Genomic DNA, 20,352 nt, shown 5'->3' on the forward strand with positions numbered 1-20,352 from the left:
GGAACGAAGCAGTTGTGAACGGTGTCAGATCCGTGGTCAGCGGTTGATCGACTGAATCTCCTGGACGTTCATGTCCTGCGTGGTCTCGAACGTGCCGTCGGGCAGGTCGCCGCCAGAACCGTCGGAGCCCTCCCAGGTGATCTGCCACGTGACACTGGCCGAGAGCTGGTACGGGGTGCCGTCGGTCGCCCGCTGGTAGCGGATGCCGCACGGCGGCGTCTTGTCAGCATCGCCCTTGGTATAGGGGGCGCCGATGCTGCCGTCGTCGTTGATCTCGCAGTCGCCGGAAGCCGGGAAGACCTCGGCGTCCTCGGTGCCCGGCTCCAGGTGCAGGGCGACCGGCTTGGCTGTCGTCTCGGCCCACAGGCCCGTGTTCGGGAGTTCGGCGCGGACCTTGACGTCCTTGAAGGTGCCCTTGTCCAGCCACACCCACGTGGGCAGGTTGACCGTGGACTTGCCTTCCGGCTTCAGTTCGACCTTGGTGTCCGGGACCTTGACCTTGTTGTAGGCGTACTCGGCGAGCGTCTTGGGAGTGGGCGCGTTCGGGTCGTCCGGCATCCCACCGGCCTCGACCCAGAACATGATGCGGCCGCAGTCCCAGGAATCCGGGTCGCTCGGGTCGGGGGCAACGCCGCGCCAGAAGTACCCGTCCTTGCCGAGGTTGTAATCCTTGTAGCCCTCGGCCGAGCTGTTCGTCGGCGCGTGCATGTCGAAGTTGTCCGCGGGCTTGCCGTCCCGGTAGTGATCGGTCCACAGTCCCTTGCCGATCCAGGACTCGTGAATGCCGACGTCTCCACTGCCATCCGAGTCCACGAACCTCTTCAGCTGCGCCGGGCTGAAGGTCGGCTCGTACCAGCAGGCCGGGGGCTTCCAGTCGGGGTCGACCGTACCGAGGTTGCCCTCCTCGCCGCCGCCACCTCCACCACTCGGGTACGAGAGCTTGATGTTGGAGACGGAGGCCGACAGGCCGCCCTTGCCGTCCGTGCCGCCGCCCTGCTCGTCGGCCGGTGGCACGTTCGTGTTGTCTCCTGGCCCTGCGGCGTTCGCGGTGCTGCCCGATCCCAGTACGGCTGCCACGGTCAATGCGGCGGACCAGGCCAAAGCGCGTCGTGTGCAGTTCATCGCCGGCAGTCCGCGACCCGCCCCTGCACCTCGATCTGGAGAACCTTCCAGACTTTCTGGGACCCCTGGGGCGGCTTCATCAGAAGGCGGAACTCCTGGAAGTCGGTGAGGCTTTCCTTCGTGTACCGGATCTTCTTCGTCTCTACGTTCTTGCCGTAGAACTTGCCCTGGTCTCGGCACATCGTGACGAGGACGCCGTCGGACGTGCCGACGTCATCGGTCCTGCCCTGGTAGTAGCTGTCCGTTCCCGTGGCCGTCCAGCCGTCGTCGACCCATGCCTGAATCTGCGACTTGGCGTACTTGGCGGCGTTTCCCAGCGAGTAGAAACGGTATGCCGGATCCTCGGGGTCCTGGGCCGTGATGCCGTGATTCAGGGCCAGGATGTACTTCTCCGCGCTGTCGAGGGCCGTCGCGTGGCGCGCGTCCGACGGCTTCGGGATGTCGAACTCGACCTTGAGGTCACTCGGCAGACCGACATCCGGTTGACCGGAGACGGCAGACGGGGAAGCCGAGGGGCTGTTCGCTCCGCTGCCCGCACCCTTGATGTCCTCTGACGATGTGTCGTCACCCCCACCACAGGCGGTGAGCAGCAGTGCCGCTGCCGCGGTCAGCGTGGCGGCGGTGGTGGTCAGAGCGCGGCGTGCCACGGTTCGTCTCCCCCGGTGTTCGGCGTGTGCGGCAGGGAACGAAGCTATCAGGGGTGCGTAGCGGCTTCTTGAGAGGTAGTGGTGGATCGTGTGGGGAAGGTGAGGAGTGTGGCGTGGCCACTGCGAACGACGTCGCGTTCGGTGGTCAGCGGTTGATCGACTGGATCTCCTGGACGTTCATGTCCTGAGTGGTCTCGAAGGTGCCGTCGGGGAGGTCGCCGCCGGTGCCGCCCGAGCCTTCCCAGCTGATCTGCCAGGTGATGCTGGCGGAGAGTCGGTAGGGCGTGCCGTTCGTGGCGTGGAGGTAGCGGACGCCGCACGGTGGGGTCGTCTCCGCTCTGCCCTTGGTGTACGGGGTGCCGATCGAGCCGTCGTCGTTGATCTGGCAGTCGCCGGAGGCGGGGAAGGTTTCGGCGTTGTCCGTGCCCGGCTCCAGGTGGAGGGCGACGGGCTTGGCGGTCGTCTCGGCCCACAGGTCTGTGTTGGGGAGTTCGGCGCGGACCTTGACGTCCTGGAAGGTGCCCTTGTCCAGCCATGCCCAAGTGGGCAGGTTGACCGTGGACTTGGCCTGCGGCTTGAGCTCGACCTTCGTGTCCGGGACCTTGACCTTGTCGTAGGCGTAGTCGGCGAGGGTCTCGGGCGTGGGGGCGTTCGGTATGTCGGGGATCTTGCCGGCGTCCTGCCAGAACATGACGCGCTCGCAGTCGAACGAGTCCGGGTCGCGGGCCACGCCGCGCCAGAAGTAGCCGTCCTTGCCGAGGTTGTAGTCGTCGTAGCCCTTGCGGGTGATGAGGGAGTCGTCCTCGTAGTTGTAGGCGTCCTTGCCGTCCCGGTAGTGGTCCGTCCACAGCTTCTGGCCGCCCCAGGAGGTGTGGGGGCTGACATGCCCCAGGGCGACGCCCGTCTCCGAGAACTTCTTGAGCTGCTCCGGCGTCATCACGGGTTCGTACCAGCAGGGCGGGGGTTCCCAGCTCACGTCCGTCGAGGAGAGGGATCCCTGCTTGCCGCCGGTGGGGCCGCTCTTCTGAGTGACCCTGATCCTGGAGACGGCAGCGGAGACTTCCTGGTCGTTCGCGTTGCCCGAAGCAGGGGGAGTCGAGGGGGTGGTGGTGTCTTCCGTAGGCGCGTCGGCATGGGCGACTCCGCCGGGCCACAGCATCGCGGCCGCGCCCAGGGCGGCACCCCACCTCACTGTCCGCCGTGAATGTGTCGTCATCGGCACTGCTTCGCCTTGCCGATGACCTCGACGTTTCCGGTCTTCCAGACCTGCGAGGAGCCGGACGGCGGGATCATGAGCAGCTTCCACGACTGGTAACTGTCCAGGCTCTCCTTGGTGTAGAGGACCTTCTTGGACTTGATCTCCCTGCCGTAGAACTTGGCCTGGTTCCGGCAGAACGAGACGAGGACGGTCTTGCGGTCCTTCATGGGGGTGACGTCTGCGTCGTAGTACTTGTCCGTCCCCGTGACGGTCCACCCGCCCTTGACCCAGGTCTCGATCTGCGACTTGGCGTACTGCGAGGCCTGTGCGCCGGAATAGAACCGATACGCCGGATCATCCACATCCTGCTCGGCGATGCCGTGCTTCAGCGCGCGCATGTAGTTCTCGGCGTCGGAAAGCGCCGCCGCCTGCTCCGGGTCGGACGGCTTGTCGAAGTCGAAGACCAGCTTCAGGTCCTTCGGCACGCTGACGTCCGGACGGCCGGCCCCGGCGGCAGAGTCGGACGCGGAGGCCGACGGGCTCTTCGAACTCCCTTCCGCCGCCCCCTCGATGTCGTCCGACGACGTGTCATCGCTGCCCCCGCCGCATGCGGTGAGCAGAAGTGCCGCCGTGGTGGCGAACACTGCGGCTGTGGTGGTCAGAGCGCGGCGGGCCACGATTTCTCCCCCGAGGTTGGCGTGTGCGACAGGGAACGAAGCTATCAGGGGCTGTGTGTTCCCCCTTGAATGACCATGGTGGATTGTGTGGGGTGCGTGAGGGGAATGCGTGGCAGTTGCGAAGGAGGTCGTTCCGGTGGTCCGGCCACCCGCGTGAGCGCAACCCGCTACAGGGGCAAATCGGACGCCAACTTGGTTCCTTCCCTGCGCCCTTCGACGACCTCCATACGAGTCCATAAGATCTCTGTAGGCTCAGCACACCCCTTACTTCACAGCTCTGCCTCACGGCACTCCACACACGACCCCAGGACACCCGCCATGCCGCGACGCCGCACCTCAAGCTCGTCAAGCTCGACGGGAAGTACTACGGGAGCGACGGCCCCGACCACGGCCCCGAGGAACCGGACACCGCAGCCGGTGAGGATCCGGCGGCGGTCGTTCGGGGACTTCGTCAAGGCGTTCTTCGCCTTCGTCGCCCTGGCCGTGCTGCTCGTGGGCGTGCCGGGCGCGCTGGCCACACAGATCGGGTGGCCGCTGCCGAACGGGGTGCCGAGCCTCGACTGGCTGCAGCAAGAGATCACCGTTCAGACGTTCCTGCACATCCTCACCGTCGTGGTGTGGCTGGCGTGGGCGCAGTTCACCGCCTGCGTGCTCGTCGAGATGAAGGCCGCGCTGTCCGGTGTCGGTGTGCCGGGACGCGTACCGGGCGCCGGGCCCAGTCAGTTGCTCGCGCGGCAGCTCGTCGCCGCGCTGCTGCTCGTCGGCGCCACGGCCGCCAGCTTCGCGCCCGGGCTGTCGCAGCTCGGGCAGACCTACGACGCCAACCAGAAGCCCACCGTCGCCTCGGCCCAGCAGACCCCGGGCGGTCTCTTCGCCCAGCAGCAGGAGCAGGCCGCCGACACCGCGTCCGCCCTCGCCGAGCAGGCCTCGCACGCCGCCTCGCACGCGGAGGCCGGCGGCAGCACCGCCAAGCAGGGCGACACGAAGTACTACCGGATCCAGCCGCCCGAGGGTCGTCACCACGACTCCCTGTGGGAGATAGCGGACCGGCACCTCGGTGACGGGCGTCGCTACAAGGAGATCTTCGAGCTCAACAAGGACCGCGTCCAGCCGGACGGTTCCAAGCTCTCCGAAGCCAGTCTCATCCGGCCCGGCTGGATCATGGAGATGCCGGGCGACGCGCGCGGCGGCGACCTCGTCGAGATGCCCGACGAGGCTCCCAACGTGTCGCCCGATGTGCAGCAGCAGATCAGCGACTACGCCCAGAGCGGCGATCACGCCCAGGGCGGAGGGGGCTCCGGGGCCCAGGGCGGCGGTCACGAGCACGCCGGTGGTGCCGGCGGCGGTGGTGCCGCCCAGGTGTCCCTTCCCGAGCAGCGGCCCGCCCCGGACACCGGGCACCAGCAGGCCACCGGCGTCGGCGCCGAGTCCGACAGCTCCTTCGGTCTTCCCGAGGCCCTGCTCACCGCGCCCCTTCTCGCCGCCGGTCTCCTCGGCGCCCTGGGGCGGCGGCGCCGGCAGGCGCTGTGGCAGTCGGCGTTCGGGGCCGTCGGCGGGCGGCGCGGCATGGAACCGCCGACGCCGGACGGGGACGCCCAGGACGTCCAGGACGCGCTGCTCGTCGGCGCCGACCCCGAGGGCGTACGGCTGCTCGACCGGAGCCTGCGGGGGCTCGCCGCCTCCCTCGCCGAGGAGTCGCGCGCGCTGCCGGTCGTCTACGCGGCCTGGCTGAGCAACGGCGACCTGCACCTCCAGCTCGCCCAGCCCGCCGGGAAACCGCCCGCTCCCTGGCAGCAGGGGCAGGACCAGACCTTCTGGATGCTGGCCAGGACCGACGCCGAGCGCTACGAGGACACCGACACGGCCGCTCCGTACCCGGGGCTCGTCAGCCTCGGCACCATGGACGACTCGCGGCTGCTGCTCAACCTGGAGGCGGTGCCCGGCATCGTCTCGCTGAGCGGCCGGGAGGCCGACCGGGCCGCCGTCTTCGCTTCCGTCGCCGCCGAGTTGGCGACCAACGGGTGGTCCGACCGCATGACCATCACGCTCGTCGGCTTCGGGGAGGACCTGACGCCGCTCGCCCCGAACCGGATCCGGCACCTCGAGGACATCGAGGCGCTCGTCGAGACCATGGAGGCCGAGACGCGGCAGCGGCGCGGTGCCCTGGGCGCGGCCGGGCACGACTCCGTGCTCACCGGCCGCACCGGGCCCGCCCAGCACACCCGCTGGGCCCCGCACCTCGTCCTCCTCGCCGCCCACCCGTCCGCCGAGGACGCCGTCAAGCTCGCCGAACTCGCCGCCGACGCCGGGCGCCTCGGCATCGGTTACCTCGTCGGCACCGAGACCGGCGATCTGCCGGGCGCCGCCTGGGAGATGGAGATCACCGGTCAGGGCAAGCTGCTCGCGCCCCTGCTCGGGCTCGAACTCGACGCCCAGCTGCTGCCCGCCGCCCAACAGCGCGCCGTGGTCGAGCTGTTCACCGACGCCGACCCCGAGCGCGAGACGAACGGGCCCGTCACCGCCCCGCCGTTCCTCGTCGACATCAGCGAGCACGGGCGGCCGGCCGTCTACGCCCGTCTCGTCGGGCCGTACGAGATCATCGGCCTGGACACCCCGGACGGGGAGCGCAGCCCGCTGCTGCACGAGGCGCTCGCCCTGCTGCTCCTGCACCGCGAGGGCGTGCACCCGCGCGTGCTGGCCTCCGCGCTGTGGCCGCGCGGCGTCACCGACGACGTACGGGACGCGCTCCTGGACCGGCTGCGGGTGTGGCTCGGCGCCGACCCGGACGGCACACCCCGCCTCGGCCGGGACCGGACGGGGCGGCTCATGCTCGCCAAGTCCGTCGTCTCCGACCTGGACGTGCTGCGCTCGCTCTACCACGAGGCCACGCAGGGCAAGGGCGTCGACAGCCGGGCCGTGCGCGGGCGGCTGCTCACCGACGCGCTCGTGTTGGTGCGCGGGCCGCTGCTCGCCGACCGGCCCGAGGGCCGCTACCGGTGGCTCACCCACGAGATCGTCGACGCCCAGCTGCCGCTGCTGGTCGCGGACACCGGGCTCGCGCTGTGCGAGTTCCACATGGAGAAGAACCGCGCGGAGAAGGCCATCGAGGCCCTGAACGCGGCGTTGCGCACCGCCCCGGCCGACGAGCGCCTGTGGCACGAGCTGCTGCGCGCCACCCACGCCACCGGGGACACGTCCCAGCTCACCGCGCTCGCCACCGATCTCATCGGTCGCAGCGGGGCCCGCGGCCTGCCGCCGCGCACCGAGGCACTGCTCGACGAGCTGCTGCCGGCCTGGCGCGACGCGATCGCCGCGGTGGGATGAACACCGGGCTGCTGATCATCGCCGCCGCGCTCTGGGGCGCGGCGGCGGGGTCGTTCCTGCCGCGCGCGGCCTATCGTTTCTCGGCCCCCGCGGGCGAGCCGTGGCGGGACAGCTGCCCCGGGGAGCATCCACTCAAGGGCTGGCTGGGGCGTGCTTCGTGCCCCCGGTGCGAGGCAGGCGGCTACGGGCCGCGCACGGCACCCCTGATGATCGCCACCGCCCTCGTCTGCGCCGCCCTCGCCGCAGCCACCGGCACCCGTCCCGAGCTCGGCGTCTGGCTGCTGCTCGCCCCCGTCGGGGTCCTGCTGACGGCCGTCGACTTCCGGGTGCGGCGGCTGCCCGACCCCCTCACGCTCCCGTTCGCCGGGGCCGCGCTGGCCCTGCTCGGCCTCACCGCGCTCGTGCCCGAGCACGCGGGGGAGTGGACGACCGCCCTGCTCGGCTCGCTCGCGCTCGGCGGCGGCTACTTCGTACTGTTCCTCATCAACCCCGCCGGGATGGGCTTCGGGGACGTCAAACTCGCCCTGGGCGCGGGGGCGGTCCTCGGCTGGTACGGCTGGCCGACCGTGATGCTCGGCACCTTCGCCGGGTTCCTGCTGGGCGCACTGTACGGCGGCGCCCTCGTGGTCGCGCGGCGAGCCTCGCGCAAGACGGCGATCGCGTTCGGGCCGTTCCTGGTCACGGGCGCCCTGCTGGGGCTGCTCGTGGGGGCGTACACGGCCTGACGTCCTGCTCTTCCGGCCTCTGGCGTACGCTGGGCTGGTCCGTCCACAACCCTTACGAAAGGGACGCCCGGTGACCGAGAAGGCCGACCTTCAGCCCATCCTCGACCGCGCAGCCGCCGGTGGGCGGATCACCCCGGACGAGGCGCTCGTGTTGTACCGGGACGCCCCGTTGCACGCGCTGGGCGCCGCCGCCGACGCTGTACGCCGCCGCCGGTACGCCGGCACCGAGCACATCGCGACGTACATCATCGAGCGCAACATCAACTACACGAACGTCTGCGTGACGGCGTGCCGCTTCTGCGCCTTCTACGCCGCTCCCAAGGACACCGCCAAGGGCTGGACGCGCGACCTCGACGACATCCTGCGCCGGTGCGCCGAGACCGTCGAGCTGGGCGGCACGCAGATCATGTTCCAGGGCGGACACCACCCGGACTACGGCGTCGAGTACTACGAGAAGCACTTCTCCGCCATCAAGCAGGCCTTCCCGCAGCTGGTCATCCACAGCCTGGGGGCGTCCGAGGTCGAGCACATGGCCAGGATTTCGAAGGTGTCGGTCGAGGAAGCCATCCAGCGCATCCACGCCGCCGGGCTCGACTCGTTCGCCGGTGCGGGTGCCGAGCTGCTGCCCGAGCGGCCCCGCAAGGCCATCGCCCCGCTGAAGGAGTCCGGCGAGCGCTGGCTGGAGATCATGGAGATCGCGCACGGGCTGGGCGTGGAGTCGACGTCCACCATGCTGATGGGCACCGGCGAGACCAACGCCGAGCGCATCGAGCACCTGCGGATGATCCGTGACGTACAGGACCGCACGGGCGGCTTCCGCGCCTTCATCCCGTACACCTACCAGCCCGAGAACAACCACCTGAAGGGCCGCACGCAGGCCACGCTCTTCGAGTACCTGCGGATGATCGCGATCGCCCGGCTGTTCATGGACAACATCGCCCACATCCAGGGCTCCTGGCTGACCACGGGCAAGGAGGTCGGCCAGCTCTCCCTGCACTACGGCGCCGACGACCTCGGCTCGATCATGCTGGAGGAGAACGTGGTGTCGTCGGCCGGCGCCAAGCACCGCTCCAACCGGCTGGAGATCATCGACCTGATCCGCAAGGCCGGGCGGGTGCCCGCCCAGCGGGCTACCACGTACGAGCACCTCGTCGTGCACGACGACCCGGCGAACGACCCCGCCGACGACCGCGTGGCCTCGCACATCTCGTCCACGGCCATCGAAGGCGGCACGGCTCACCCCGAGCTCAAGCTGCTCGCCCCCAACTAGCCTGCGGCGGGGAAGAGTTGGAGACGATTCACACGGCGGAAGCGGTCCGTGTCACCTGGGACTCCGATGCCGTCAAGAACGGCGCCGTGGTCGTCGGACGGGACCGGATCGGTGCCGTCGGGAAACTCGACGACGTGCGCGAGGCGTTCCCGAAGGCCCGGGTGCGCAGCTGGCCCGGGACCCTCGGCCCCGCCCACGTCCACGAGGGCCCGCTCCCGGACGCCCCGAGCCCGCGCGAGCGTGTCCACGCGGTGCTGAAGCTCGGCGCGGTGGCGGTCCTGGAGGAGTACGTCGACTCGGCGGAACTCCGGGCCGCCGCCGAGCGCAACGACGTCGTCGTCCTGCCGCGGACACGCAACACCGTCCTCGTCCCGACCGGCCGCGCCGACCTCGCCGTCTTCGACGAGGCGGGGGAGTGCGTCGCGACGGTGTGCGCGGGGCGGCTGGTGCACCGGCGGCGCTGAGCTGCCGTGGGCCGACGGCCGCTGAGCTGCCGTGGGCCGACGGCCGCTGAGCCGACGGCCCTTGATACCGCTGATACGGCGTCAGCCCGAGAACTTCTCCGCGAACGCCCCCGAACTCTGCTTCACCCCACTGCAGTCGGTCGCCGGCTTGTCGGTCTTCGCCCCGTCCGCGCACTGCCGGTCCCGGGCCGCCGACCACATCGACACCCACCCGATGCCCTTGTCCTCGGCGAAGGAACGGACTTCGGCGGCGTCGGCGAGCGTGAAGGTCTCGCCGGCGACGTCGTTGACACCGATCATCGAGGTGAGCGCCATGCCCCGCCAGGCGGCCGCGTCCGACGTGCCGAAGACCTTCTTCAACTGGGTGTGCGAGGCCTTGGCGGCCGCGAGGGCGTAGCCGCCCATGTCGCCGTCGAACGATGAGCCGTAGTTCATCGTCATCAGATTGACCGTGGCGACCTGTACGCCGTTGTCGTTGGCGGAGGCGAGGAGCGTCAGGCTGTCCTTGCCCAGGCCGGAGGGCATGACGGGCAGCGTGAAGGAGACCTCCAGATCCGTACGCTCCTTCTGCAGCAGCGCGATCGCCTTCGAACGCACCTCTATGGAAGCGGAGTCGGCCAGTTCGTCGCCCTCGATGTCGAAGTCGGCCCGGGTGGCACCGGCCGCGTCGAGGGCCTCGCCGTACGCCGCCGCCAGCTCCGGCGCGCTGTCGCAGGCCGCCGCGAGTTCCTTGCCGGAGGCGCCGCCGAAGGAGACCCGGACCTGACCGCCGTCCTCCTTGAGCTTCGCGATACGGGACTTCACCGCCGAGTCGCCGAGGGCGTCCTTGCCGTCCCAGCGCGGGGTGCAGCCGCTGCCGCCGGCCAGCACGAAGGCCAGGTTGTACGTCGTCGGGGAGCCCGCGGAGTCGGTGGCGGCCGCGTCGGTGGCGCTGACGTAGGGGGCGTACGAGGTCGTACGCGAGGTGCCGGAACCGGCGGAGGGCGACGACGTACTGGGCGCGGCTGATCCCGAGGGTGCCGGGCGGGCCGCCTCGCCCTGCTCGGAGCAGGCCGCGGTGGCCAGGGCGAGCAGACAGCCCAGTCCGACCGCCGCCCGCTGCCGGTGACTCCTCATAGCGCACGCTCCCGTTCTCGTGAGGTCGTAACGGTCCAAACGCCCAGTACGTTTCCCGGCCGCAAACGTCTCACGAGGGTGAGTGCCCGGAGAGGTTTTCGCAGGCGCTCCCGAGAACTCTCAGGGAAAGGACAGCTTCAGCCGTTTCTCACGGGCTCCTCACATAAGAATCGAGTTTAGGGCACATAAGTGCTGCCTAACGTCCGGGGAATGCATTCCGAGCCTGCCATTGAAAGCCGCGTCACCCGCGGTCGCCGCCGCAAACGCGGCAGCGAGTCCGCCGAAGGGCCCGTGTTCGTTGACAACTCCGGACGCCGGGCCCGGCTGCTGCGCCGGATCGGTCTCCTCCTGGGGGTCGTCTGCCTCGGGTACGCGGGCGTGCTCGGCGCGGCCTTCATGGGCTGGGGCACCTCGCTGACACCGTCGCAGCTGCTGCCGTTCGCGGGCGGCGGGCCCGGCGGAGGCGGGGCGCAGGGCGGCGGGCCCGGCGGCCCGGGCGCCGCCCCGCCGAGCGGTGCCCCGTCGGCGCCGCCCCGGGTCACCGAAGACGGCGCCGCCGCCGGTCCCCGTACATCCCCGTCCGCCACGTCCCCGTCCGCCTCGGCCTCCGCTGCCGCCGGCGCGGGCTCCGACTGACCGGGGCCGCCGTATGACCACGACCACCCCTCCCGCGGCCGCCGCCGCGCCCCCACCCGGATGGAGCGGGCCGCCGGCAAGGCCGCCGCGCTGCAGAAGCCGCGCGTCATCCTCGCCCTGCTGCTCCTGCTCGCGCTGATCTGCGTGATGCTCCTCGACGGCTATCTGCGCGCCGAGGTCGGCGGCGACCAGCGCGTGCGCACCGGGGCCAGTTCGAGCGACGTCCCGGACGACGTCCTGGACGGCGGGCCCATCGTCACCTTGCGCGGCGGGCAGGCCAAGACCGTCTCCGTCCCGGACAAGACGATCGCGCTCACCTTCGACGACGGCCCCAACCCGACCTGGACGCCCCAGGTGCTGGCGATCCTCGAGAAGTACGACGTGCCCGCCACGTTCTTCCTGGTCGGCTCGATGGTGTCGCGCTACCCGGGCATCGTGTCGGACATGGTCGGGCAGGGCCACGAGGTGGGGATCCACACCTTCACGCACGTCGACCTGTCGTACCAGAGCGACGCCCGGGTCCGGCGCGAGATGGAGCAGACCCAGCTCGCGCTGGCGGGCGCCGCCGGCATCACGACCACCCTGTTCCGGGCGCCGTACTCCTCGGAGACGGATGCCATCGACAACTACAGCTGGCCCGTCTACAAGAAGCTCGGCCAGGACGGCTACACCAGCGTCTTCGTCGACACCGACAGCGACGACTGGAAGCGGCCGGGCGTCTCGAAGATCGTCCAGTGGGCCACGCCGAAGAAGAACATGGGCGCGTCGGTCCTCTTCCACGACGCGGGCGGCGAGCGCTCGCAGACGATCAAGGCGCTGCCGCGGTACATCGAGAAGATGCGGGCGAAGGGGTACACCTTCACCACCATCAGCGGGGTCAAGGAGCAGGGGCGCGGCGGCGGACAAGGGCAGCAGCCCGGAGCCGGAGGACCCCAGAGCGCGGCGGACGGTTCTCAGGGAACCGCGAACGGTCCTCAGGGAACCGCGAGCACCCTCCAGGCCGCCCACCGCGAGGCCACCGGCGCGATCCTCTACGAGGGCAAGGCCCTGGTCGCGGCCGTGGCCGTCGCCGAGTGGGCCGTGCCGACGCTGTCCGTCGGCCTGATGGTGGTCGGCGTGGCGGTCATGGGCCGCTTCGGGATGATGCTCGTCCTCGCCCGCCGCCACTACCGCCTGCGCAACAGACGCCGCTTCAGCTGGGGGCCGACGGTCACCCGGCCGGTGAGCGTGATCGTCCCGGCGTACAACGAGAAGGAGTGCATCGCCAACACCCTCGCCTCGCTTGCGCGGAGCACGCACCCGATCGAGGTCATCGTCGTGGACGACGGCTCCACGGACGGCACGGCCGAGATCGCCGAGTCCCTCGGCATGCCCAACGTGCGCGTCGTCCGCCAGGCCAACGCGGGCAAGCCGGCCGCCCTCAACAACGGCGTACGGAACGCGGCTCACGACATCGTCGTGATGATGGACGGCGACACCGTCTTCGAGCCGGACACCGTACGGCAGCTCGTCCAGCCCTTCGCCGACCCGGAGGTCGGCGCGGTCGCGGGCAACGCCAAGGTCGGCAACCGCACCACCGTCATCGGCGCCTGGCAGCACATCGAGTACGTGATGGGCTTCAACCTCGACCGGCGCATGTACGACCTGCTGCGCTGCATGCCGACCATCCCCGGCGCGATCGGCGCGTTCCGCCGCGAGGCGGTGCTCCAGGCCGGGGGCATGAGCGAGGACACCCTCGCCGAGGACACCGACATCACCATCGCGATGCACCGCGCCGGCCGGCGGGTCGTCTACCAGGAGCACGCACGCGCCTGGACCGAGGCGCCGGGCTCGCTCAAGCAGCTGTGGTCCCAGCGCTACCGCTGGTCGTACGGCACGATGCAGGCGCTGTGGAAGCACCGCAAGTCGCTCACGGACAAGGGGCCTTCGGGGCGTTTCGGGCGGGTCGGCATGCCGCTGGTGGTGCTGTTCCAGATCGTCACGCCGGTCTTCGCGCCGCTGATCGACGTGTTCACGGCCTACTCGATGATCTTCATCGACTTCAAGGCGGCGCTGCTGGCCTGGCTCGCGGTGCTCGGGGTCCAGCTGGTGTGCGCGGCGTACGCCTTCCGCCTGGACCGCGAGAAGTACCGCTACCTGCTGATGATGCCGCTCCAGCAACTGGCCTACCGGCAGATGATGTACCTCGTCCTCATCCACTCCTGCGTCACCGCTCTCACCGGCGGCCGGCTGCGCTGGCAGAAGCTGAAGCGGACCGGCGAGGTCGGCACCCCGGCGGGGGCGGGCTGATGGGGGCGCACAGCAGGACGGCCGAGCGGGCGCTCCCGGAAGCCGTCGCCCGCCCGGTGCGGGACCGCTACTTCGACACGCTGCGGGCCGTCGCCCTGGTCCGCGTCGTCACGTACCACACCTTCGGCTGGGCCTGGGCCGGGCTGGTCTTCCCCTCCATGGGGGTCATGTTCGCCCTCGCCGGCACCCTCATGGCGAGGTCGCTCCAGTGCCCCGCGCTCACGGTGATCAGGAGCCGCGTCCGCAGACTGCTGCCGCCCTTCTGGTTCTGGGGCGTGTTCGTGGTGGGCGCGATGCTGGTGCACGGCTGGATGCCGGGCTGGCAGATCGTCTACTGGGTGGTGCCGCTCGGCGACCCGCCGGGCAGCGCCTGGGGCGAGCAGGCCTGGGAGATCCTCTGGTACCTGCGGACGTATCTGTGGTTCGTGTTCCTCTCCCCGCTCCTGCTGAGGCTCTTCCGGCTCGCCCCCGTCCCGGTCCTGCTCGCGTCCCTCCTGCCGATCCTGGCCTTCCAGTTCGTGTGGCAGCCGCCGGACGACCGGCTCGGCGCCGCGCTGTGGGACCTGGCGACGTTCCTGTTCTGCTGGCTCCTCGGCTTCGCGCACCACGACGGCGTACTGGCCCGGCTGAAGCCCGCCGCGCTGCTCCCGCTCGCGTCGGCGGCTCTCGCGTTCGGCGGCTGGTACGCCCTCGCGCACCAGGCCGGGTACGGCACGTACGACCTCGACGAGAACCCGCTCGCGCAGGCCTTCTGGTCGGCCGGGTTCGTGACGTTCCTGATGTACGCCAAGGCCCGCTTCCGGACCGACTTCGCGGGGCTCGCCCGGTTCCGGCTGCTGGACCGGCTCGTCACGGTGTTCAACGCGCGGGCCGTGACGCTCTACCTCTGGCACGAGATCGCCCTGATCCTCGCCGTACCGCTGATCGACCGGTTCTGGGACGTGCCCGCCTTCGAGGCGTACCTGCCGCTGGACAACCAGTGGTTCATGTTCGGTGTCGGCTGGGTGCTGATCGCGGTGTTCGTGGTGCTGTGCGGGTGGGTGGAGGACGTGGCGGCGCGGAAGAAGCCCAGGCTCCTGCCATGAGGACGCGGGGGCCCTTCGCGGACCCTGCAAGGCCTCTTGAGGGGGTGCTGCAAGAATGGGCCCGTGACCCGCGCATCCCTGGACAAGCAGCCGCACGAAGTCGCCTCGATGTTCGACGACGTGGCGGAACGGTACGACCTGACCAACGACGTGCTGTCCCTCGGCCAGGACCGGCGCTGGCGCAAGGAGGTCGCCAAGGCGGTCGACGCGCGCCCCGCGCAGAAGGTCCTCGACCTGGCGGCGGGCACGGGCACCTCCTCGCTGCCCTTCGCGCAGACCGGTGCCTACGTCGTCCCGTGCGACTTCTCCCAGGGCATGCTCCAGGTCGGCAAGCAGCGCCGCCCCTGGCTGCCCTACACCGCCGGCGACGCGACGCGGCTCCCCTTCAAGGACGACACCTTCGACGCCGTCACCATCTCCTTCGGGCTGCGCAACGTGCAGGACACGGACGCGGCCCTGCGGGAGATGCAGCGCGTGACCCGGCCCGGCGGGCGGATCGTGATCTGCGAGTTCTCGCACCCGACGTGGGCGCCGTTCCGCACGGTCTACACCGAGTACCTGATGCGCGCCCTGCCGCCGGTCGCCCGGGCCGTGTCCTCCAACCCCGACGCCTACGTCTACCTCGCCGAGTCCATCCGGGCCTGGCCCGACCAGCCCGCGCTGGCGGAGCGGCTGGGCAAGGCCGGCTGGTCGCGGGTGGCCTGGCGCAACCTGAGCGGCGGGATCGTGGCCCTGCACCGGGGCTTCAAGGAGAGCTGAGCCCCCGGCCCCGTACGGGCAGCCGGCCGCTACGGGGAGCTGAGGACCATGTACGGGTCGCCCGGCTCGTCCAGTTCCCGTTGGAGTCCGCCCCTGGGCGGTCTCGGGATCCGCGGCTCGTGCACGCCTCCGCCGCCCTCGCCGGGGCCGAAGTCGAACCAGACGTAGACCATCGAGTCCCGCGGCACCTCGGCCTCGGGCTGCGGGTACTGGCGTACGACGTAGTCGACCACGGCGAGATGGAAGTCGGGCCGGTCCGGCGCGTTGAGGAACAGGCCCCGCGCCCGGGCCGTCTCGCGCGCGTCCACGGCCATCAGACCGACCAGACGCGGTACGCGCACTTCGGGTGCTTTGCGGGATATCTGCACAGATGTCACCCCCAGCGGTACAGGAAGGGTAACTCCGGTCCCGCATCGGCCGGAAGCGACGGATGTCTTTCTGTGACAGTCGACTACGCGGGGTGACGGAGTCGTCTCACGGGGCCGAGCCGCCAGCAGTGCCCCGCCCGCGTCGACTTCTCGATCTCGCCCTTCGGCCCCCAGTCCCGCTCCCAGGGCCGGCCGCCGGTGAAGCCGACGACCCGACCGGCCTCGTCGAGCCTGGTCCACAGGCAGTAGCCGCGCTCGGCGTCCTGCCGGCGCCGGCGGGTGGTGAGCTCCTCGTGGACCGACGGTTCGGCGGCCTTTCCGCCGTGGAGCTCCATGACATCCGGGTCGTCGAAGATCCGGTGCCAGGCGAACGCGCCCTCGTCAGTGGGCAAGCGAAGCCGCACAGCGGGGAGGGCTCGGTTTACGGGGCATCCCTTCAGCCGGTGATGAATGCCGCTGCATAGACTGCCCATGTCCTGTGCCGGCCGGCACACAGATTCCGAAGCTTGGGGAGATCCCGCCGTGACCGTCGTGACCGAGCCTCTCTCCGAGAACACCGCCGATGTGGTCGTCGTGGGCGCGGGGCCGGCCGGCTCCACGACCGCCTACCACCTCGCCAAGGCGGGACTCGACGTCCTCCTGCTGGAGAAGACCGCGTTCCCGCGCGAGAAGGTCTGCGGCGACGGCCTCACCCCGCGCGCCGTCAAACAGCTCGTGGCGATGGGCATCGACATCTCGGAGGAGGCGGGCTGGCTGCGCAACAAGGGCCTGCGGATCATCGGCGGCGGAGTGCGGCTCCAGCTCGACTGGCCGGATCTCGCCTCCTTCCCCGACTACGGCCTCGTCCGCAAGCGCGACGACTTCGACGACCAGCTCGCCCGGCAGGCCCAGAAGGCGGGCGCCCGGCTGTTCGAGCGCTGCAACGTCGGCGCCCCGATCATCGACGACCGCACGGGCCGGATCACCGGCGTGCACGCCAAGCTCGGTGAGGACAAGCGCGAGGTCACCTTCCACGCGCCGCTCGTCGTGGCGGCCGACGGCAACTCCACCCGCCTGTCCCTCGCGATGGGATTGCACCGCCGCGAGGACCGCCCGATGGGCGTGGCCGTAAGGACGTACTTCGAGAGCCCCCGGCACGAGGACGACTACCTGGAGTCCTGGCTGGAGCTCTGGGACCGCCGAGGTCCGGGGAGGACCGGCTCCTGCCCGGCTACGGCTGGATCTTCGGCATGGGCGACGGCACCTCGAACGTCGGCCTGGGCGTGCTCAACACCTCCGACTCCTTCAAGGAGCTGGACTGGCGCGAGGTCCTGAAGGCCTGGTGCGCGTCCATGCCGGAGGACTGGGGCTACACCCCCGACAACATGACAGGACCGATCCGCGGCGCCGCCCTGCCCATGGCCTTCAACCGCCAGCCGCACTACACCAAGGGCCTGCTGCTCGTCGGCGACGCCGGCGGCCTGGTGAACCCCTTCAACGGCGAGGGCATCGCCTACGCCATGGAGTCCGGCCAGATCGCCGCCGACGTCATCGTCCAGGCCCACGCCCGCTCCACCCCGGCCCGGCGCGAACTGGCGCTCCAGCGCTACCCGCGCGTGCTCAAGGACACCTACGGCGGCTACTACACGCTCGGCCGCGCCTTCGTGAAGCTCATCGGCAATCCGAAGGTCATGCAGATCGCCACGCAGCGCGGTCTCACGCACCCGATGCTGATGAAGTTCACGCTGAAGCTCCTCGCGAACCTCACGGACCCGACCGGGGGCGACGCGATGGACCGCATCATCAACGGGCTGAGCAAGGTGGCCCCGAAGGCCTGATCACGCGCGGTGCTCCGCCAGGATCAGGCACTCAGCGCCTCGACGTTGGCGGCCCGGCGCGCGAGCACCTCGTCCCGCCGGTCCGCCACCTGCCGCAGCGCGTCCTTCCGCTCCCGCTCGGAGAGCCGGTCCAGATAGAGCCGCCCGGCGCAGTGGTCGGCCTCGTGGGCGAGGCAGCGCGCGAAGTACCCCGTGCCCTCGACCACGACCGGCTCGCCGTCCCTGTCGAACCCGCGCACGACGGCCCGGTCCGGCCGCGGTACGACCATGGTCGCGCCCGGCACCGACAGGCACCCCTCGCCCTCGTCGAGCAGCCTCCGTTGAGCGGCGTCGAGCGGATCGAGGACCGGGTTGACGATGTGCCCGACGTGCCGCACCCCGTCGTCGTCCGGGCAGTCGTACACGAACAGTCGCAGGTCGACACCGACCTGGTTCGCCGCGAGTCCGGCCCCGTCCGCGATGTACATCGTCAGGAACATGTCGTCGATGAGTGCGGCGAGGTCCGGCCCGAACTCGGTGACGTCCCGGCACGGTTTGCGCAGGACCTCCTCGCCGGCCTCGGTGATGCGCCGGACCTTCCCGCGCCGGGCCTCGGGCGCGAGCCGCGGGTACGAGTCGACGGGCCGTCCTTGCACGAAGACGCTGGGCATCTGTCTCTCCTCGAATGCCGTTCCTGCTGAGGGCACTCATGACAGCAGACGGCCCGCGACCGTTCCAGGCGCAGTCCGGCCACGCGGAAGAAGGCCTCAGAAGCCACTCGGGGCACCCCTGCGGCCGGCTCGGCCGGTTTCAGGGGGCGGGAGACCTCCGAGCCCGCACAAGCCGGGAGAACGCCGTCAGGGCGGCAGGAGAGGGCGCGCACAGTACGGGGGAGGGCCGCCGCCTCCGAGAGGCAGCGGCCCTCAAGCCCGTGCGCGTGAGATCAGAGGACTCAGAGGACGCGGACCGCGCCCGACGCCGGGTAGCCCGAAAGGTCCTGGATGACGACGCCCTTGGACGGGTTGGCCGCGTCCAGGTACTGGCCGTCTCCGATGTAGACACCCACGTGGTACGCGGAACCCTTGCCGCCCCAGTAGAGGATGTCGCCGACCTGGACGCTGGACAGCGGCACGTCGGTGCCGGACATCGACTGGTCCTGCGAGACGCGCGGCAGATCCACACCAACCTGCTTGTACGCGGCCTGCACGAGGGAAGAGCAGTCCCAGGCGCTGGGACCGGTGGCACCCATGACGTAGGCGTCGCCCACCTGCGCCTTGAGGAAGGCGATGACGGTCGCGACGCTGCCGCTGGACGGCGCCGACACCGACGTGGAGGCGGACGCGGAGGCGGAGGCGGTGAGGGTGGCTCGCTCTGCGCTGCGCGTGGCTCGCTCGGCGGCGGCCTTGCGGGCTTCCTCGGCGGCCTTCTTCTTGGCCTCCGCCTTCTTCTTGGCCTCGGCGAGGTCCTTCTTGGCCTCGGTGGCGGCCTTGGCGGCGGCGGCGTCACGCTCGGCGCGCAGCTCGTAGTTCGCGGCCGCCTGCTGGGTGGCGGCCGCGGACTGGGCGACCTGAGTGGACATGTCGGCCGTCAGAGTGGGCAGTTCGATGGTCTGCGTCACCGGCTCGGCGGCGTTCGCCGAGGCCGACGCACCCGCCGCTGCCATGCTGAGAATGCCACCGGTGACTCCGGCACGCACGGCGATCGTCGAGGTCGCACTGCGGCGGGGTTTCCGGTGGCTGCGTATGTGAGCGGTGTGGGACATGGGAACAACCGGTACCAGGGGCTCCTTCATATCTTCAAGAAACGTGTGCTGCGCCACAGTTGTTCAATCAGCCCCTCAAAACCCCCGTTCGAGGCCCTTTATTGACGCCGTAACGGACATTGCGGGCGCACCGTGACCGGCCTGTGATCACGGTCTTTGATCAATACGCCCGAATTGCCCCGCGCCTACCACCGGTTGGTTTGATTGGCCAAGCCCCGTTCTCATGGATCTCTCATCGATGTGACGGAGGTCACGGAACGATAGTCCCGGTGGTCGCGTCGCGCGCGGAAGATCACGACCCGGTCACAGCCTCGCGAAGATCGTGAACGCGTGCACGCGTCCACACCCCGTTCCTCATGCCCCCTGATGTGTGAACGCGCCACTACCAAGAGATCAAGTCCATCGCCAATTTGCATGCACGAGAACTCTCTTGATATTGAGACGACCCCTCCGGCCTGCACTGACGAGCCAATATGTCACCTCTCGTGATCACTCGGACGCTTCGCGTGTGAAGATCACCGCTCATCCGACTTCATGATCGATCGTCAGGTGGTGGAGATCACAAAGGTTGAGTAATACCCCGTGTCGCAGATCACAGAGCGACAGGCATAAGATGCACGCGGTTGGGCTTGTGACCTGCTTCACATGTTCCCGATCTTCGCCGGGGCGGGCGGGGTTCGCGGGACGGACGGGGCGGAAGTGAGCCCGATGCAAACCGCCAGCAGTCAGTGCCGACTGAGAGGAGCGAGGAGCGGTGAACGCGTATGCGCCCATCCTCGTACTGGGAGCCCTCGGGGCAGGCTTTGCGATCTTCTCCGTGGTCATGGCCACGTTGATCGGGCCGAAGCGGTACAACCGGGCCAAGCTCGAGGCCTACGAGTGCGGCATCGAGCCGACCCCCACGCCGGCCGGCGGCGGGCGCTTCCCCATCAAGTACTACCTGACGGCGATGCTCTTCATCATTTTCGATATCGAGATCGTCTTCCTCTACCCCTGGGCCGTCACCTTCGACGCCCTGGGGATCTTCGGGCTCGTGGAGATGCTGCTCTTCGTGCTCACCGTCTTCGTCGCGTACGCGTACGTATGGCGGCGCGGCGGCCTGGAATGGGACTGA

Annotated in this window: 17 protein-coding genes and 2 pseudogenes; 10 read left to right on the top strand and 9 right to left on the bottom strand. The window is 70.0% G+C overall.

Annotation, left to right across the window (positions count from 1 at the left end; translation table 11 throughout):
- Positions 1 to 36: 36 nt before the first annotated feature.
- The 4 genes from ACQEV8_RS25865 to ACQEV8_RS25880 all read right to left on the bottom strand — a co-directional run bounded on the left by ACQEV8_RS25865 (position 37) and on the right by ACQEV8_RS25880 (position 3,644).
- The gene (locus ACQEV8_RS25865) at positions 37 to 1,122 is read right to left on the bottom strand and encodes a hypothetical protein (RefSeq protein WP_432964547.1); all 1,086 of its coding nucleotides are present in this window, start codon (positions 1,120 to 1,122) and stop codon (positions 37 to 39) included.
- On the bottom strand, positions 1,119 to 1,769 hold the full coding sequence (locus ACQEV8_RS25870) for a hypothetical protein (protein WP_432964550.1): 651 nt from the start codon (positions 1,767 to 1,769) through the stop codon (positions 1,119 to 1,121). The genes ACQEV8_RS25865 and ACQEV8_RS25870 overlap by 4 nt, the downstream gene beginning before the upstream one ends.
- Before the next feature lie 145 nt (positions 1,770 to 1,914).
- Positions 1,915 to 2,985 carry a hypothetical protein gene (locus tag ACQEV8_RS25875; protein ID WP_432964553.1) on the bottom strand — a complete coding sequence of 357 codons (1,071 nt, stop codon included), beginning with the start codon at positions 2,983 to 2,985 and terminating at the stop codon, positions 1,915 to 1,917.
- On the bottom strand, positions 2,982 to 3,644 hold the full coding sequence (locus ACQEV8_RS25880; RefSeq protein WP_432964557.1) for a hypothetical protein: 663 nt from the start codon (positions 3,642 to 3,644) through the stop codon (positions 2,982 to 2,984). The genes ACQEV8_RS25875 and ACQEV8_RS25880 overlap by 4 nt, the downstream gene beginning before the upstream one ends.
- Before the next feature lie 318 nt (positions 3,645 to 3,962).
- Between ACQEV8_RS25880 and ACQEV8_RS25885 the strand changes: the two genes are divergently transcribed.
- The 4 genes from ACQEV8_RS25885 (at position 3,963) to ACQEV8_RS25900 (ending at position 9,427) form a co-directional block, all read left to right on the top strand.
- Complete coding sequence (locus ACQEV8_RS25885; RefSeq protein ID WP_432964560.1) at positions 3,963 to 6,968, top strand: BTAD domain-containing putative transcriptional regulator; 3,006 nt, start codon at positions 3,963 to 3,965, stop codon at positions 6,966 to 6,968.
- Positions 6,965 to 7,693, top strand: a complete 729-nt coding sequence (locus ACQEV8_RS25890; protein WP_432964563.1) for a prepilin peptidase — start codon at positions 6,965 to 6,967, stop codon at positions 7,691 to 7,693. The genes ACQEV8_RS25885 and ACQEV8_RS25890 overlap by 4 nt, the downstream gene beginning before the upstream one ends.
- Positions 7,694 to 7,763: 70 nt before the next feature.
- Positions 7,764 to 8,963 (top strand): cyclic dehypoxanthinyl futalosine synthase, encoded by a 1,200-nt coding sequence (mqnC, locus tag ACQEV8_RS25895; protein WP_382489173.1) that lies wholly within the window; start codon positions 7,764 to 7,766, stop codon positions 8,961 to 8,963.
- Between the two features lie 17 nt (positions 8,964 to 8,980).
- Positions 8,981 to 9,427: a hypothetical protein gene (locus tag ACQEV8_RS25900; protein ID WP_432964568.1), complete on the top strand. Its 447-nt coding sequence runs from the start codon at positions 8,981 to 8,983 to the stop codon at positions 9,425 to 9,427.
- An 81-nt stretch (positions 9,428 to 9,508) separates the two neighbouring features.
- Here ACQEV8_RS25900 and ACQEV8_RS25905 read toward each other — a convergent pair whose 3' ends face one another.
- Positions 9,509 to 10,543, bottom strand: a complete 1,035-nt coding sequence (locus ACQEV8_RS25905) for a chitinase (protein WP_432964571.1) — start codon at positions 10,541 to 10,543, stop codon at positions 9,509 to 9,511.
- Between the two features lie 210 nt (positions 10,544 to 10,753).
- On the opposite strand from ACQEV8_RS25905, the gene ACQEV8_RS25910 reads away from it, so the two are divergent.
- The 4 genes from ACQEV8_RS25910 (at position 10,754) to ACQEV8_RS25925 (ending at position 15,312) form a co-directional block, all read left to right on the top strand.
- Positions 10,754 to 11,179, top strand: coding sequence for a hypothetical protein (locus tag ACQEV8_RS25910; RefSeq protein WP_432964574.1), 426 nt, complete (start codon positions 10,754 to 10,756; stop codon positions 11,177 to 11,179).
- A 60-nt stretch (positions 11,180 to 11,239) separates the two neighbouring features.
- Entirely contained in the window at positions 11,240 to 13,468 is a 2,229-nt protein-coding gene (locus tag ACQEV8_RS25915) for a bifunctional polysaccharide deacetylase/glycosyltransferase family 2 protein (protein WP_432964577.1), read from the top strand.
- Complete coding sequence (locus ACQEV8_RS25920; RefSeq protein WP_432964580.1) at positions 13,468 to 14,553, top strand: acyltransferase family protein; 1,086 nt, start codon at positions 13,468 to 13,470, stop codon at positions 14,551 to 14,553. Before ACQEV8_RS25915 ends, ACQEV8_RS25920 begins: the two co-directional genes overlap by 1 nt.
- Before the next feature lie 63 nt (positions 14,554 to 14,616).
- Entirely contained in the window at positions 14,617 to 15,312 is a 696-nt protein-coding gene (locus ACQEV8_RS25925) for a demethylmenaquinone methyltransferase (protein WP_184591590.1), read from the top strand.
- Positions 15,313 to 15,341: 29 nt separating this feature from the next.
- On the opposite strand, the gene ACQEV8_RS25930 is transcribed toward ACQEV8_RS25925, so the two are convergent.
- Complete coding sequence (locus ACQEV8_RS25930; RefSeq protein ID WP_189728562.1) at positions 15,342 to 15,653, bottom strand: PASTA domain-containing protein; 312 nt, start codon at positions 15,651 to 15,653, stop codon at positions 15,342 to 15,344.
- A gap of 140 nt (positions 15,654 to 15,793) precedes the next feature.
- Positions 15,794 to 16,153: pseudogene (locus ACQEV8_RS25935) on the bottom strand (GNAT family N-acetyltransferase); the annotation flags it as partial.
- Positions 16,154 to 16,202: 49 nt separating this feature from the next.
- Between ACQEV8_RS25935 and ACQEV8_RS25940 the strand changes: the two are divergent.
- Positions 16,203 to 17,497: pseudogene (locus tag ACQEV8_RS25940) on the top strand (geranylgeranyl reductase family protein).
- 23 nt (positions 17,498 to 17,520) lie between these two features.
- On the opposite strand, the gene def reads toward ACQEV8_RS25940, so the two are convergent.
- Together def and ACQEV8_RS25950 are read right to left on the bottom strand one after the other, a co-directional pair.
- The gene (gene def / locus ACQEV8_RS25945; RefSeq protein WP_432964585.1) at positions 17,521 to 18,147 is read right to left on the bottom strand and encodes a peptide deformylase; all 627 of its coding nucleotides are present in this window, start codon (positions 18,145 to 18,147) and stop codon (positions 17,521 to 17,523) included.
- Between the two features lie 281 nt (positions 18,148 to 18,428).
- Positions 18,429 to 19,268 carry a C40 family peptidase gene (locus ACQEV8_RS25950; protein WP_432964588.1) on the bottom strand — a complete coding sequence of 280 codons (840 nt, stop codon included), beginning with the start codon at positions 19,266 to 19,268 and terminating at the stop codon, positions 18,429 to 18,431.
- A 724-nt stretch (positions 19,269 to 19,992) separates the two neighbouring features.
- Here ACQEV8_RS25950 and ACQEV8_RS25955 point away from each other — a divergent pair.
- Complete coding sequence (locus ACQEV8_RS25955; protein WP_003974383.1) at positions 19,993 to 20,352, top strand: NADH-quinone oxidoreductase subunit A; 360 nt, start codon at positions 19,993 to 19,995, stop codon at positions 20,350 to 20,352.

Origin of the sequence: Streptomyces sp. CA-179760 (genome assembly GCF_050937045.1) — a bacterium.
In the GTDB taxonomy this organism is placed as follows: domain Bacteria; phylum Actinomycetota; class Actinomycetes; order Streptomycetales; family Streptomycetaceae; genus Streptomyces.